This is a genomic window from Rhodovastum atsumiense (assembly GCF_937425535.1).
GTDB classification, from domain to species: domain Bacteria; phylum Pseudomonadota; class Alphaproteobacteria; order Acetobacterales; family Acetobacteraceae; genus Rhodovastum; species Rhodovastum atsumiense.
The window spans coordinates 1,597,111-1,611,017 of record NZ_OW485601.1 but is presented as its reverse complement, the minus strand read 5'-3'; the positions used below and the strand labels follow the sequence as shown (position 1 = coordinate 1,611,017).

The following is a 13,907-nucleotide window of genomic DNA, read 5'->3' as shown; positions in this document are numbered from 1 at the left end:
ATGACCCTCGACCAGCTGCGCGTCTTCGTCGCCGTCGCCGAACGCCTGCACGTGACGCAGGCGGCGGCGACGCTGAACATGACGCAGTCGGCCGCAAGTGCGGCCATCGCGGCGCTGGAAGGCAGCCTCGGGCTCAGGCTGTTCGACCGGGTCGGCCGCGGCATCGCCCTGACCGAGGCAGGCCGGCTGCTGTTGCCGGAAGCGAAGGCGGTGCTGACGCGGCTGGGGCAGGCGGTGCAGGCGCTGGACGAGCTGCAGGGGTTGCGGCGCGGCCATCTGGCGCTGCACGCGAGCCAGACCATCGCCGGCTACTGGCTGCCGCCGCTGATGCATCATTTCCAGCAGACCTGGCCGCAGGTGACCCTGTCGCTGGGGATCGGCAACACCGCGCAGGTGGCCCGCGCGGTGCTGGACGGGGAGGCCGATCTCGGTTTCGTCGAGGGCGACGTGGACGACCCGCTGCTGGTGCGCATTCCGGTGGCGAGCGACCGGCTGGTGCTGGTGGTCGGCGCGCGGCATCCCTGGGCCGGCCGCACGCACCTGGCGCCCGCCGATCTCACCGGGACGCGCTGGGTGCTGCGCGAGCGCGGCTCCGGCACCCGGCAAGTGTTCGAGGACGCGCTGGAACGGCAGGGCGTGCCGGCGGCGCAACTGGATGTGGCGATGGAACTGCCTTCGAACGAGGCGGTGCGCGCCGCCGTGGAGGCGGGGGCGGGGGCGACGGTGATCTCGCGGCTGGTGGCGGCGGCGCGGCTGGCCACCGGGGCGCTGGTGGAACTGCCCTTCGCCTGTCCCGAACGCCGGTTCATGCTGCTGCGCCACGGCGACCGGCATCGCTCGCGCGCGGAAGCTGCGCTGCTGGAGCTGATCCGGGCTACCGGCTGAGAGCGGTCCACACCGGCGACACGGCTTGTGACCCGGGGGGCTGGCCTTGCGGTTGATCCCCCGCGCTGTTCCCCGCCACCATGCCCTTGCCCGCGCGACCAACGCGCCGGCAAGGACAGGGAGGGAATCCATGCAGACCCGTGCCGCCGTCGCCCGCGCCGCCGGAGCACCGCTCAGCCTCGAAACCGTCGATCTCGAGGGCCCGCGCGAGGGCGAGGTGCTGGTGGAGATCAAGGCCACCGGCATCTGCCATACCGATGAGTTCACCCTCTCCGGCGCCGATCCGGAAGGCATCTTTCCCTCCATCCTCGGCCATGAGGGGGCCGGGGTGGTGGTCGATGTCGGCCGCAACGTCACCAGCCTGAAGAAGGGCGACCACGTCATTCCCCTGTACACGCCGGAATGCCGGCAGTGCGAATACTGCCTCTCGCGCAAGACCAATCTGTGCATCACCCTGCGGGCGACCCAGGGCCGGGGCGTGATGCCCGACGGCAGCAGCCGCTTCTCCTGCGACGGCGCGCCAATCTATCATTACATGGGCACCTCGACCTTCTCGAACTTCACCGTGCTGCCGGAGATCGCGCTGGCGAAGATCCGGCCCGACGCGCCGTTCGACAAGGTCTGCTACATCGGCTGCGGCGTCACCACCGGCATCGGCGCGGTGATCAACACGGCGAAGGTGGAGGCCGGGGCGCGCGCGGTGGTGTTCGGCCTCGGCGGCATCGGGCTGAACGTCATCCAGGGCCTGCGCATGGTGGGCGCCGAGCAGATCGTCGGCGTCGACATCAATCCCGGACGCCGCGAAATGGCCGAGAAATTCGGCATGACCGACTTCGTCAATCCGAAGGAGGTCGAAGGCGACCTGGTGCCCTATCTCGTCAACCTGACCAAGGGGGGCGCGGATTACAGCTTCGAATGCGTCGGCAATCCCACGCTGATGCGCCAGGCGCTGGAATGCGCGCATCGCGGCTGGGGGAAAAGCGTCATCATCGGCGTCGCCGGTGCCGGCCAGGAGATCTCCACCCGCCCGTTCCAGTTGGTGACCGGCCGCGTGTGGATGGGGACCGCCTTCGGTGGTGCGCGCGGGCGCACCGACGTGCCGCGCATCGTCGACTGGTACATGGACGGCCGCATCAACATCGACGACCTCATCACCCATGTGCTGCCCTTCGAGCGGATCAATGACGGGTTCGAGCTGATGCGCCGCGGCGAGAGCATCCGCACGGTGGTGACCTACTGATGGGCGGCCCCACGAGCCATCACGCCCATTGCCTGTGCGGGGCGGTGCGCTTCCATGCGCTCGGCCCGCCCAACTGGGTGTCCACCTGCCATTGCGATTCCTGCCGGCGCGCCACCGGCGGTACCATGGTGACCTTCGCCGGCTTTCCCGCGGAAAAGGTGGTGTTCGAGACGGAACCACCTTCGGCCTACGAGTCTTCGCCGGGGGTGCGCCGCTTCTTCTGTGCGCGCTGCGGCTCCTCGATCGCCTATCAGGTCGAGGGCCGTGACGAACTGGATCTGCACGTCACCATCTTCGACGATCCCGCCGCCTTCGTGCCGCTGCGTCATACCCATATCGGCGAGGTGTTGCCCTGGGTGAACCTGACCGATGACCTGCCCCGCTTTCCGCGCGGCAGCGGCGACAGCCCGCCGCTCGACGATGGCGGGTGACCCCGCCTGCGTTGTCGGTGGGGTCTCCCTGGGGTAGCGTATCGGTGCCGGGGCGCGACGATGTCCCGGCGACACCGAACAGGATTGCACCGATGAAGCTGAGTGCTCGCAATCAGATCCCCGGTAAGGTCGTATCGGTCGTGAAGGGCCAGACCACCGCCCATGTCGGCATCGATATCGGCCATGGCGTGACCGTGACCGCCTCGGTCACCAACGAGGCGATCGAGGACCTGGGCCTGAAGGTCGGCGACGCCGCCTTCGCCGTGATCAAGGCGTCCGACGTGCTGGTCGGGAAATAATCCAGGATTCCCAAGGTTCTCCCGGCAGCGGGAGCGCCTTGGGCGGGATCGTCCCGTCACGACGGGGCCATGCGGTCCGGTCGCAGGACCGTGACCTGCGGAGCCTCACGGAGTTTCGCCCACGCCCATCGATGCACATCTGCAGACCGGGCCACCGCCCGGCCGGGTGCGTACCCGATCCGGCGGCGGGCGGGGCCCGTCAGGGAGGCTGCACATGGATCACACCACCACGGCTGCGCTGCTGGCCGATATCGGCGGCACCAATGCCCGCTTCGCCCTGTGGACCGAACGCGGCGTCGGTCCGGTCACCACGCTGGCGGTGGCCGACCATGCCTCGCCGGTCGCGGCGGCGCGGGCATTCCTTGCCTCGACGGGTGGCGGGCGGCGGGCGGTGCGCGCGGCGATCGCGGCGGCGGGCCCGGTGCAGGCACAGCGCGTGGCAATGACCAATGCCGCCTGGGCGGTGGACGGGCCGCAACTGCGCGAGGCGCTCGACCTCGAATCCGTCGTCATCGTCAATGATTTCGAGGCGCTCGGCTGGGCCATCCCCGGGCTGGGGCCGCAGGACCTGCGCCCGATCGGGGGTGGGGCGGTGGGCCAGCCCGGGCCGGCGGCGATCATGGGGCCGGGCACCGGCTTCGGCCTGGCCGCCTGGATCGGGCTGGATGCGGGCGAGACCGTGCTGGTGACGGAAGGCGGCCATGCCACCTTGCCCGCCGAGAACCGTCGTGACGAGGCGTTGATCGGGGTGTTGCGTGACCGGGGCGGGCATGTCTCGGTCGAACGGGTGCTGTCCGGGCCGGGGATGGCGCAGTTGTATCAGGCGGTGGCCGCGGTGGACGGGTTCGACGCGCCGGAGCGGGACGCCGCCGGGATCGTGTCTCATGCGCTCGCGCGCGACTGCGAGGCGAGCCTGCGGACCCTGGAGGCGTTCTGTGGCTTCCTGGGGGCGGTGGCGGGCAACGTCGCGCTGACGCTCGGGGCCCGGGGCGGGGTCGCGATCGCCGGCGGCATGGCGAAGCGCTTCGCCGATTTCCTGGCTGCTTCGTCGTTCCGGGAACGCTTCGAGGCGAAGGGGCGGTTGGCGGGGTACCTCGCGCAGATCCCGACCGCGGTGGTGATCCATCCGGATCCGGCTTTCATCGGGCTGGCACGGCTGGCGAGCGGCACCGCGCGGCGGGCCTGACCCGGCGGCGGGCTCACGTTCCGGCTACAACCGCATCTAATCGCGTTGGCCGGGCTTAGGACCCCAGACTCGCAACCCACGTCCAAACAAAGGGGAAACGTATGAGGGGTTCTCGTCTTCTGCTTCTGGCCGCCGTGGCGCTTCCATTCGCGCCCGCTGCCTTCGCCCAGCCGATCAACGAGGTGGCGCCGCAGGCCCCGGCCGCTTATCCGACCGGCATTCGCAGCCATCAGCCCGGATTGCCCTCTTCGGTCGGAATCGAGGCACCGCCTCCAGCCGGAACCGCGGTGCCGGTCTCGGAGACCCAGAGCACGGCCAATACAGGTCCGCTGGGCGGCAATACCACCATCGCGCAGGTCGACATCGACTTTCTTACCAAGGCTGCGCATTCGGGGCTCGCCGAGGTGGCCGCCGGATCGCTGGCTTCCGGCAAGGCGTCGCAGGAGCCGGTCAAGGACTTCGCCCGGCAGATGGTGAATGACCACACGCTGATGAATCAGCAGCTTGCCCAGATTGCGCAGGTCAAAGGGGTGCCGGTGCCGCAGGCGCCGGATGCCGCTGGCGCCGCCGAACTGGACAAGCTGCGCGCCGCCTCCGGCCAGGCCTTCGATGACGCGTATGTCCAGAACCAGATCACGGCGCACCAGAAGGCCGTCGTCTTGTTCCGCCAGCAGGGCGAGCAGGGCAGCGACCCGGTGCTCAGGGCGCTGGCGCGGCGGAACGTGCCCTCGCTCGAACGCCATCTCGCCATGGCCGAGGCGCTGCCCGGAGGCAAGAACGCGGTCGAATAGGAGCCCCCGCACTCCGCCGCCGGCGGGGCGCGGCCTCGGCCGGGTCAGTCCGGCGGCGCGATCAACCCGGCGCGCAACGTGTCGATCGCCGCCAGCGTCCCGTCGCGGTCGATATGCCAGAAGGTCCAGCCGTTGCAGGATGGGGCGTTCTGCACCGCCGCCCCGACCTGGTGGATCGAGCCGTGGTGCGTGCCGCTGCGCAGCGTGCCGTCGGCGACCACCACCGCCTGCACCCGCCGCATGCGGTCGGTCAGCACGGTGCCCGCCGGCAGCAACCCTCGTTCCACCAGCGCCCCGAACGGCACCCGCTTGGCCTCGCGCCGGGTGGGGGTGGCGGTGACTGCCTCGGGCGGGGCCGGACGCACCCGCCGGACCCGGCCGAGCGCCGCCTCGACATAGGCCGGGTGGCGCTCGATGCCGATGAAGTGGCGGGCGAGTCGTTTCGCCACCGCCGCCGAGGTCCCCGTCCCCAGGAACGGGTCCAGCACGACATCGCCCGGCTGGGTGCAGGCCAGCAGCACGCGGTGCAGCAATGCCTCGGGCTTCTGGGTCGGGTGCAGCTTCAGCCCGTGCTCGTTGCGCAGGCGCTCCGAGCCGGTGCAGAGCGGGAAATACCAGTCGCTGCGCATCTGCACGTCGTCGTTCAGGGCTTTCATCGCCTGATAGTTGAACCGGTGCCGGGACTCACGCCCGCGCGCCGCCCAGATCAGCGTTTCGTGCGCGTTGGTGAAGCGGCGCCCCCGGAAATTCGGCATCGGATTGGCCTTGCGCCAGACCACGTCGTTCAGGATCCAGAACCCCAGCTCCTGCAGGATGGCGCCGATGCGGAAAATGTTGTGGTAGGTGCCGATCACCCACAATGTGCCGTCCTTGCGCAGTACCCTCCGGCATTCCCCCAGCCATTCGCGGGTGAAGGCGTCATAGGCGGCGAAGTCCGTGAAACGATCCCATTCCTCGTCCACACCGTCCACCACGCTGTCGTCCGGGCGTCGCAATTCACCGCGCAGCTGCAGGTTGTAGGGCGGATCGGCGAACACGCAATCGACCGAAGCCGCGGGCAGCATGCGGAGCACGCGCGCGGCATCCCCCAGGATCACCTGGTCCAGCGGCAGTTCCTTGACGATCTCCTCGGGCAGTTTCGGCTCCGCTGTGCAAGGGCGGGGGATGGTGGCCGAGCACGTATCGCCCGGGCAACCGGAATCGCGTTGAAACGTGCCGCCCGTGATCGCGTCAATCCGCCGTTTCCACCAGGATGAGGTCAAGACTGAGCTGGCGCACCGTTCCGAAGCCGGTGCGGTGGTGTCGCGTCGGCCCCAGCGCATGCAACGCCGCCCGGTGCGCGGCCGTGCCGTAGCCGGCATTGCGATGCCAATCGTAACCAGGATAGCGCTGCCCGAGTCGCGCCATCACCCGGTCACGGAGTACCTTTGCAACGATCGAGGCGGCGGCGATGGACAGGCAGCGCCCGTCACCACCGATCACGCAACGGACCGGGCAGGGCAGCGGTGGCGCCTGGTTGCCGTCGACCAGGGCCAGGTCGGGCAGGGTGGGCAGCCGTCCCACCGCCCGCCGCATCGCCAGCAATGCCGCCTGCAGGATGTTGAGGCGCGCGATCTCGGTGACCGACGCGGCGCCGACGCCGATCTCCAGCGTCCCGGCGGCCTTTGCCGCCAGCAGCGCGGCGAAGGCCGCCTCGCGCTGGGCCGGGCTGAGTTTCTTGGAATCGTCCAGAAGGGCCGCGAGCGCGCGCGGCGGCCGTCGTGGCATCACCACCGCGGCGGCCATGACCGGCCCGGCGAGCGGGCCGCGGCCGACCTCGTCGATACCGGCGACGCGGCCACCGGCGGCCGATTCCATCCTGAAATCCGGCATGGCGGCAGGCTACCAGCCCGGCCGCCGTGATCCTAGGCGCTGCGCGTGACGGGCGCCGCCGGCGGAGCGGTGCCGGCCCAGGCCGATTGCGACCCGGCCACGTACAGATCGACCCAGGTCATGCCCGCCAGCACCCGTCCCGGCAGCCGGGCATGGCCATCGGTCCAGCGCCAGGACCGGCCCTCCGCCTGCTCGTGGGGATGGAATCCTTCCGAGAGGACCGGGTCGTCGGGGGGGATCTCGCGTTCTCCCTGCGGCCCGCGCAGTGCGATCCGCTCCAGCATCACGCCGAGTCGCCGCCGGTCCTGGGAGACGGCATCGATTTCCGCCGGCACCCCCGCGCGCGAGACGATCCGCAGATCAGTCACCCCGGCCGGCAGCGCGAACCGGTGCATCGGCCCGGCCACGAGAACCGGGGAGAGCGGCCAGCCATCGGCGCGCAGATGCAGCCCCGGGTCGCGGGTGATCGCATGGCCCAGGGTGTGGGCGCGTTGCAGCAGCCGCCGTCGCAGCGCCTGGACCATTGCCTCGGGTGGTGTCGTCGCGCCGGGGTGCCAGGCCAGATGCGGATGCAGCACCATGACCGTTCCGCCGTTCTCGAATCCCGCGCGCCTGTCCTCGTGCAGGCTCTCGGCCGGCAGGCCTTCGGCAAGCAACAGGTCCGGGCTGTCCAGTGCGATATGCACGTACTCGATAGGATCGGGGGAAGCCACGCTTGCCAGCGTGGCCCCGTTCACCAGTTGCCACACCCCGACGGTGATGTTGCCCGCCCCGATCGTCAGGGAGGGCGAGACCAGCAGATCACGGCGCGGCAGGAAATTGCCGGCGGCACCGCGCCGGATGCGGACGGGATGGATCAGCTCGGGGCGCGGGTGGCGGCGTGGTTCCAGGCGCCGGCGCCCGACCCACAGGATGGGTCGGATCCGTCCCGATGCCGTTACCACCCCGGTGCCCGGCTCCAGGGTTTCCACCGGCTGCTCGCCCTTGTCGGTCTGGATGCGGGTGCCCCGCACGAAGCCCGGCACGTCGCCGTTCACGCTCAGGATGTCGGGCATCGCCCCGTCCTCGCCATTGCGCCTGTCCCGCATCATGACGGATGAATGTTGGGTGTCGTTGCGCTCAGGGATAGTGAAACCCTGGTGAGCCTGACGGAATTCCAGGGTCACACATTGTCGATGGGACATTTATCCATTCGTGATCAAAGTCACTGGACAGAACCATCCATCACGGAACTGAGACCGTGCGGGAGCAATACGCGTGCAAGTGGTGGCCGGATCACGATGCGCCCGTGTAATCCTGGCATTCGTTTGACTGGCCATGAGGGTCAGCCATGCAGTCTGGCCGGGCCATGTTCGTTCTGCCCTTTGGACGTTCGGAGCGGGGCCGTTGCGGTCGGGGCTGCTTTCGCGTTCAGTTTCGTGGGCCGTGCCCGCGGCAGCATCCGCCCGGGCCTGACAGCCGCCGAAGGGGAGACGAGGACGTGACGATCAGCCAAGCCGAAACGATGTCCGGCCTGCTGGCCCGAGGCGCCGGGGATGCCCCGGCCATCGGCGCCCCCGGGCGGACGGCGCTGACCCATGGCGAGTTGCGCGGGCTGGCCGCCCGCACGGTGGCGGCGCTGAACGGCATGGGCATCGGCCGTAACGACCGCGTGGCGATCGTGCTGCCGAACGGCCCGGAAATGGCCACCGGCTTCGTCACCATTGCCTGCGGCGCCACCACCGCGCCGCTCAATCCCGCCTATCGCGCCGACGAATTCGACTTCTACCTGTCCGATCTGAAGGCGAAGGCGCTGGTGGTGCTGCAGGGCATGGACAGCCCGGCGCGCGGCGTGGCGGCGCAGCACGGGATTCCGGTGATCGAACTGGTGCCGGATGCGGCCGCCGCCGGCGCCTTCACCCTGCAGCCGCAGCGCCCGCTTGCCGGCACGCCCGCGGCGCCCGGCGAGGCGCAGGCCGAGGACGTGGCGTTGGTGCTGCACACCTCCGGCACCACCTCGCGGCCGAAGATCGTGCCGCTCAGTCATCGCAACCTCAGCGCTTCGGCCTACAACATCGGAACCTCGCTGGCGCTGACGCCGGAGGACACCTGCCTCAACATCATGCCGCTGTTCCATATCCACGGCCTGATCGCGGCGGTGCTGTCCTCGCTGGCCGCGGGCGGCAGCGTGGTCTGCTCGCCCGGTTTCAACGCCTTCAAGTTCTTCGGCTGGCTCGAAGCGGCGCGGCCGAGCTGGTACACCGCCGTGCCCACCATGCACCAGGCGCTGCTGCCGCTGGCCGCGCGCAACAAGGACGTGATCGCCGCGGGCCGGCTGCGCTTCGTGCGCTCCTCCTCGGCTTCGCTGCCGCCGCAGGTGATGGCGGCGCTGGAGGAAGCGTTCGGCGTGCCGGTGATCGAGGCCTACGGCATGACCGAGGCCGCCCACCAGATGGCAAGCAACCCGTTGCCGCCACGGCCGCATTATCCCGGCTCGGTCGGGCTCGCCGCGGGGCCGGAGATCGCCATCATGGACGAGGCGGGGGCGCTGCTGCCGGCGGGCGAAATCGGCGAGGTGGTGATCCGCGGCCGCAACGTCACCGCCGGCTACGAGGCCAATCCCGAAGCCAATGCCAAGGCCTTCACCCATGGCTGGTTCCGCACCGGCGACCAGGGCGTGCTGGACGCGCAGGGCTATCTGCGGCTGACCGGGCGGCTCAAGGAGATCATCAACCGCGGCGGCGAGAAGATCTCGCCGCTGGAGGTCGATGCGGTGCTGATGGACCATCCGGCGGTGCAGCAGGTGGTGACCTTCGGCATGCCGCATCCGAAGCTGGGCGAGGAGGTCGCCGCGGCGGTGGTGCTGCGCGAGGGGCACAAGCTCGATGAGCACACGCTGCGCGATTTCGCCGCAGCCCGGCTGGCGCCTTTCAAGGTGCCGCGCAAGGTGGTCTTCCTGCAGGAGATCCCGAAAGGGGCCACCGGCAAGCTGCAGCGCATCGGCCTGGCCGAAAAGCTCGGCCTGTCGGCATGAGGATCGGCATCTTCGGCGCGGGCGCGATCGGCGGGTTCCTCGGGGCCCGGCTTGCCGCCGCCGGGGCCGACGTTACCTTCGTCGCGCGCGGCCCGCATCTGGCGGCGATGCAGGCGCGCGGCGTGACCCTGCGCAGCGGCGGGGAAACGATCACGGTGCATCCGCGCTGCACCGCCGATGCCGGCGAGGCCGGCGTGCAGGACGCGGTGATCGTGACGCTGAAGGCGCATTCGCTGCCGGCGGCGGCACCGCAGATCGCGCGGATGCTGGGGCCGCAGAGCGCGCTGGTCACCGGCATCAACGGCGTGCCCTACTGGTATTTTCATGGCCTGGAAGGACCCTGGCGCGACCGGCGGGTCGAGAGCGTCGATCCTGGCGGCCGGCTGTGGGACCTGCTGCCGCCCTCCCAGGTGATCGGCTGCGTGGTCTATCCCGCCGCCGAGGTGGTCGAGCCCGGAGTCATAGAGCATGTCTACGGGGATCGTTTCAGCCTCGGCGAGCCCGACGGCAGCCGCAGCCCGCGCGTCGAGGCGATCTCGAAGCTGCTGATCGCGGCGGGGCTGAAGGCGCCGGTGCGCCCGCGCATCCGCGACGAGATCTGGGTGAAGCTGTGGGGCAATCTGTGCTTCAACCCGGTCTCGGCGCTGACCGGCGCGACGCTCGACCGCATCACCGGCCGGCCCGATTTGCGCGCGCTGTGCCGGACGATGATGCTGGAGGCGCAGGCGGTGGCCGAAAGCCTCGGCGTGCGCTTCGCCATTTCGGTGGACAAGCGCATCGACGGCGCGGCCGAGGTGGGCGAGCACAAGACCTCCATGCTGCAGGACCTGGAGCGCGGGCGGCCGATGGAGATCGACGCGCTGCTCGGCGCCGTGGTGGAACTCGGCGGCGTCACCGGCCATCCCATGCCGATCTGCGAGACGGTGCTGGCCCTGCTGCGCGAGCGGGCCAGGCTGGCCGGCTGCTATGAGGGATAGGTGCCGTCGATGATGCGGGCCAGTACCGGCTCGATCGCCACCCCGGGCGGCAGCGTGCCGTAGCTGCGTCCGCTCTCGCCGCCGAGCCGCGTCGCGCAGAACGCCTCGGCGACGAAGGCGGGGGCATGACGCACCAGCAGCGCACCCTGCAGCACCAGGGCCAGCCGCTCGGCGACCAGCCGCGCCTGTGCCTCGTTGGCATGGGAGAGCGAGGCTTCCAGACCGGCCATGGTCGCATCCAGGATGGCGTTGCCGCCCTTCGCCGCGGCGATCTCCGAGCGGAAGGCGGCCCGTGCCAGCGGCTCGCGCGCCAGGGTGCGCAGCACGTCCAGCGCGATCACGTTGCCCGCTCCTTCCCAGATGCCGTTCAGCGGCGCTTCCCGATACAGCCGGGGCAGCATGCTGTCCTCGATGTAGCCGGCGCCACCGAGGCATTCCATGCATTTGGCGACGAAGCTGGGCGCGCGCTTGCACAGCCAGTATTTGCCGACCGCCACCGCCAGCCGGGCGAACACCCGTTCGGGTCCCTCGGCGGCATCGAAGGCGCGGGCGACGCGCATCACCAGCACCACGGCCGCCTCGTAGTCCAGCGCGAGGTCGGCCAGCACGCCGCGCATGACGGCATGGTCGACGAGCCGCTTCTGGAACGCCCGGCGATGGCGGGCATGATGCGCCGCCTGGGCCAGCGCCATGCGCATGAGGCCGAGCGTGGATGCCATGGTGTCGAGGCGGGTGTGGTGGACCATGTCGATGATGGTCTCGATACCGTGCCCCTCCGGCCCGACCATGCTCGCCCAGGCGCCGTGGTACTCGATCTCGGCGCTGGCATTGGCGCGGTTGCCGAGCTTGTCCTTCAGTCGCATCAGGTGGATGGCGTTGCGCCCGCCGTCCGGGGTGATGCGCGGCACCAGGAAGCAGGACAGGCCCTCCGCTGTTTGCGCCAGCGTGAGGAAGGCGTCGCTCATCGGCGCCGAGCAGAACCATTTGTGCCCGGTGAGTTCATACGTCATGCCCGGTCCGCCGGCGCCGAGCGGGCGCGCCGCGGTGGTGTTGGCGCGCACGTCCGAGCCGCCCTGCTTCTCCGTCATCGCCATGCCGAGCGTGACCCCGGCCTTGTCGGCGATGCGCCGCAGCGTCGGGTCGTAGCGTCCCTGCACGATCCGCGGCACCCAGGTGGCGGCGAGGTCGGGCTGGCGCCGCAGCGCCGGGACGGCGGCATAGGTCATGCTGATCGGGCACATGGTGCCGGCCTCGGCCTGGGTGGCGAGCGCAAGCATCGCCGCGTGCGCCACGTGCCCGCCCGGCCGTCCCGTATCCCAGGCGATGGCGTGGATGCGGTGGCGCATCGCCAGCTCCATCAGCGCGTGGTAGGCGGGGTGGTAGCGCACCTCGTCGATGCGCCGCCCGTAGCGGTCGAAGGCGGTCAGCTCCGGCGGATGGCGGTTCGCCGCCTCGCCGAGTTCCATCACCTCGTCCGATCCCATGTCCTGCCCGAGCGCGGCCAGCGGGGCCTCGACCCAGGTGCCGCCTTCGCGCAGCGCCGCCTCGCGCAGCGCCGGATCACCGAGGAACAGGTTGAGCCCGCCGAATTCCGGCGGCTGGTTGGTCACTTCGTGACTGGCGAAGCGGGCCTGTGGCGCATGCGCGCTCATGCTTGGACCTCCCGGGGGGCGCGCCCGGGGGCGGGTCGCGCGGCGGTACTCTAACCGGGATCTTGGGCGGCGAGGCCGCGGCAGACTCGCGGCAACTTTCAAGATCAGAAGAGCGACAACTGTGATCCGGCACGGCCCGCCTGTGCTTCCCCGGGCGGCACGAAGCGCGTGCAGTCCAGCTCGGGGCCGGTTTGCAGCCGCAGGCGGCGCACCGCGTGGCTGAACCGGCGTGCCAGCAGGTCGGCATAGGCGCCGGTTCCGCTGAAGCGATGGCCGAAGCGGGCATCGTTCAGCGCCCCGCCACGGGTCTCGCGGACCAGATCCAGCACCCGCGTGGCCCGATCGGGGACATGCGTGGCCAGCCAGTGCCGGAAGATCTCGCCGAGCTCGTGCGGCAGGCGCAGCAGGGTGTAGCCGGCCTGCCGGGCGCCGGCCGCGGCGGCTGCTTCCAGGATGGCTTCCAGCTCGGCGTCGTTCAGCCCGGGGATCATCGGCGCGGCCAGCACCGCGACCGGGACGCCCGCGCGCGCGAGGTCCGCGATCGCCTGCAATCGTCGCTGCGGCGTGGCCGCGCGTGGTTCCAGCCGGCGGGCGAGGCGGGCGTCCAGGGTGGTGACGGACAGGAAGACCTGCACCAGGCCGCGGCGCGCCAGCGGCACCAGGATATCGAGGTCACGCAGCACGCCGGCACTTTTGGTGACGATGCTGACCGGATGGCTGGTGCGCTCCAGCACCTGCAGCACTGCCCGGGTGAGTTTCAGGGTGCGCTCGACCGGCTGGTAGGGATCGGTGGCGGAGCCGAGCGCGAGCGGGCGCGCCACGTAGCCGGGCTTGCGCAGGTCCTTCTCCAGCAAGGCCGCGATGTCCGGCTTGAACAGCAGCTTCGTCTCGAAATCGAGTCCGGGCAACCAGCCGAGGCAGGCATGCGAGGGGCGGGCATAGCAATAAACGCAACCATGCTCGCACCCCCGATAGGGGTTCACCGCGCGGTCGAAGCCAATATCGGGCGAGCGGTTCCAGGCGATCGCGCTGCGGCTGCTGTCGCGGATGAGGGCGGTGCCTCGGCGAGCTCCGCCAGGGTCTGCCAGCCATCGTCGAAGGGGGCGATGGAGTGGCGTTCGAAGCGATTGGGCGGGTTGACCGTGGTGCCACGCCCACGGCACGGTTTCGCTGTTTCGGTCGTGGTCACCGGGCGCGTCACGACGGCCGGTGCCAGGGAGCAGTCGCAGGCCTGTTCCGCCGCATCCGGCGGCGGGTCCGGCGTGCCGGCGCGCTCCAGGGCGGCGAGTTCGGCGGGATCGATCTCCCGCGCCAGGTCGGCCGGGGCCTTGGGGATGGGGCAGGGCGATGCGGCGCGTTTGGATAACCGGGAGGGCGGGCGTGTGACGGTACGCCGGATGGGTCCCGTGCCTGGTCCCGCCGTAGCGTTGCCCGTCGCGGGGCCAGCGGGACCAATGGCAGATGACATGCGTCTGTTCCCTTTTCGTTCCAGAGCTACCGTGCGTCCGCAGGCGCCTCCTGTCAAGAACGGAGAACGAACATGACGGCCGTGCACGGGGTG

At 70.4% G+C, this 13,907-nt stretch carries 14 protein-coding genes; 8 read left to right on the top strand and 6 right to left on the bottom strand.

Annotation, left to right across the window (positions count from 1 at the left end):
* From NBY65_RS07170 to NBY65_RS07145, 6 genes are all read left to right on the top strand, one after another.
* Positions 1–885 (top strand): LysR family transcriptional regulator, encoded by an 885-nt coding sequence (locus tag NBY65_RS07170; protein ID WP_150039923.1) that lies wholly within the window; start codon positions 1–3, stop codon positions 883–885.
* Between the two features lie 130 nt (positions 886–1,015).
* Complete coding sequence (locus NBY65_RS07165; protein WP_150039924.1) at positions 1,016–2,125, top strand: S-(hydroxymethyl)glutathione dehydrogenase/class III alcohol dehydrogenase; 1,110 nt, start codon at positions 1,016–1,018, stop codon at positions 2,123–2,125.
* A complete protein-coding gene (locus NBY65_RS07160; protein WP_150039925.1) occupies positions 2,125–2,556 on the top strand; it encodes a GFA family protein in 432 nt (143 codons plus the stop codon). Before NBY65_RS07165 ends, NBY65_RS07160 begins: the two co-directional genes overlap by 1 nt.
* Before the next feature lie 92 nt (positions 2,557–2,648).
* Positions 2,649–2,855 (top strand): TOBE domain-containing protein, encoded by a 207-nt coding sequence (locus tag NBY65_RS07155; RefSeq protein WP_150039926.1) that lies wholly within the window; start codon positions 2,649–2,651, stop codon positions 2,853–2,855.
* A gap of 214 nt (positions 2,856–3,069) precedes the next feature.
* A complete protein-coding gene (glk, locus tag NBY65_RS07150) occupies positions 3,070–4,041 on the top strand; it encodes a glucokinase (RefSeq protein ID WP_150039927.1) in 972 nt (323 codons plus the stop codon).
* A 182-nt stretch (positions 4,042–4,223) separates the two neighbouring features.
* Complete coding sequence (locus NBY65_RS07145) at positions 4,224–4,832, top strand: DUF4142 domain-containing protein (protein WP_162530463.1); 609 nt, start codon at positions 4,224–4,226, stop codon at positions 4,830–4,832.
* 44 nt (positions 4,833–4,876) lie between these two features.
* Here the strand turns inward: NBY65_RS07145 and NBY65_RS07140 are convergent, their stop codons facing one another.
* From NBY65_RS07140 to NBY65_RS07130, 3 genes are all read right to left on the bottom strand, one after another.
* Entirely contained in the window at positions 4,877–5,896 is a 1,020-nt protein-coding gene (locus tag NBY65_RS07140) for a site-specific DNA-methyltransferase (RefSeq protein ID WP_150040038.1), read from the bottom strand.
* A gap of 166 nt (positions 5,897–6,062) precedes the next feature.
* Positions 6,063–6,704 carry a ribonuclease HII gene (locus NBY65_RS07135; protein WP_150039929.1) on the bottom strand — a complete coding sequence of 214 codons (642 nt, stop codon included), beginning with the start codon at positions 6,702–6,704 and terminating at the stop codon, positions 6,063–6,065.
* 32 nt (positions 6,705–6,736) lie between these two features.
* Complete coding sequence (locus NBY65_RS07130) at positions 6,737–7,759, bottom strand: Hint domain-containing protein (RefSeq protein WP_162530464.1); 1,023 nt, start codon at positions 7,757–7,759, stop codon at positions 6,737–6,739.
* Positions 7,760–8,184: 425 nt separating this feature from the next.
* On the opposite strand from NBY65_RS07130, the gene NBY65_RS07125 reads away from it, so the two are divergent.
* Both NBY65_RS07125 and NBY65_RS07120 read left to right on the top strand, forming a co-directional pair.
* Positions 8,185–9,717 carry an acyl--CoA ligase gene (locus NBY65_RS07125; protein ID WP_239002716.1) on the top strand — a complete coding sequence of 511 codons (1,533 nt, stop codon included), beginning with the start codon at positions 8,185–8,187 and terminating at the stop codon, positions 9,715–9,717.
* On the top strand, positions 9,714–10,694 hold the full coding sequence (locus NBY65_RS07120; RefSeq protein WP_150039931.1) for a 2-dehydropantoate 2-reductase: 981 nt from the start codon (positions 9,714–9,716) through the stop codon (positions 10,692–10,694). Before NBY65_RS07125 ends, NBY65_RS07120 begins: the two co-directional genes overlap by 4 nt.
* Here NBY65_RS07120 and NBY65_RS07115 read toward each other — a convergent pair.
* The 3 genes from NBY65_RS07115 to NBY65_RS34055 all read right to left on the bottom strand — a co-directional run bounded on the left by NBY65_RS07115 (position 10,682) and on the right by NBY65_RS34055 (position 13,814).
* Positions 10,682–12,346, bottom strand: coding sequence for an isovaleryl-CoA dehydrogenase (locus NBY65_RS07115; protein WP_150039932.1), 1,665 nt, complete (start codon positions 12,344–12,346; stop codon positions 10,682–10,684). The two genes, NBY65_RS07120 and NBY65_RS07115, sit on opposite strands and share 13 nt — an antisense overlap.
* A 104-nt stretch (positions 12,347–12,450) precedes the next feature.
* Positions 12,451–13,371, bottom strand: coding sequence for a PA0069 family radical SAM protein (locus NBY65_RS07110; RefSeq protein ID WP_408904186.1), 921 nt, complete (start codon positions 13,369–13,371; stop codon positions 12,451–12,453).
* Positions 13,326–13,814, bottom strand: a complete 489-nt coding sequence (locus NBY65_RS34055) for a hypothetical protein (protein WP_408894928.1) — start codon at positions 13,812–13,814, stop codon at positions 13,326–13,328. Before NBY65_RS34055 ends, NBY65_RS07110 begins: the two co-directional genes overlap by 46 nt.
* Positions 13,815–13,907 lie beyond the last annotated feature (93 nt).

Bases quoted from the DNA above. Each gene is read 5' to 3' on its own strand.
- NBY65_RS07170 (WP_150039923.1), top strand. From the start codon at position 1: ATGACCCTCGACCAGCTGCGCGTCTTCGTCGCCGTCGCCGAACGCCTG.
- NBY65_RS07165 (WP_150039924.1), top strand. From the start codon at position 1,016: ATGCAGACCCGTGCCGCCGTCGCCCGCGCCGCCGGAGCACCGCTCAGC.
- NBY65_RS07160 (WP_150039925.1), top strand. From the start codon at position 2,125: ATGGGCGGCCCCACGAGCCATCACGCCCATTGCCTGTGCGGGGCGGTG.
- NBY65_RS07155 (WP_150039926.1), top strand. From the start codon at position 2,649: ATGAAGCTGAGTGCTCGCAATCAGATCCCCGGTAAGGTCGTATCGGTC.
- glk (WP_150039927.1), top strand. From the start codon at position 3,070: ATGGATCACACCACCACGGCTGCGCTGCTGGCCGATATCGGCGGCACC.
- NBY65_RS07140 (WP_150040038.1), bottom strand. From the start codon at position 5,896: ATGCTGCCCGCGGCTTCGGTCGATTGCGTGTTCGCCGATCCGCCCTAC.
- NBY65_RS07135 (WP_150039929.1), bottom strand. From the start codon at position 6,704: ATGCCGGATTTCAGGATGGAATCGGCCGCCGGTGGCCGCGTCGCCGGT.
- NBY65_RS07130 (WP_162530464.1), bottom strand. From the start codon at position 7,759: ATGCCCGACATCCTGAGCGTGAACGGCGACGTGCCGGGCTTCGTGCGG.
- NBY65_RS07120 (WP_150039931.1), top strand. From the start codon at position 9,714: ATGAGGATCGGCATCTTCGGCGCGGGCGCGATCGGCGGGTTCCTCGGG.
- NBY65_RS07115 (WP_150039932.1), bottom strand. From the start codon at position 12,346: ATGAGCGCGCATGCGCCACAGGCCCGCTTCGCCAGTCACGAAGTGACC.
- NBY65_RS34055 (WP_408894928.1), bottom strand. From the start codon at position 13,814: ATGTCATCTGCCATTGGTCCCGCTGGCCCCGCGACGGGCAACGCTACG.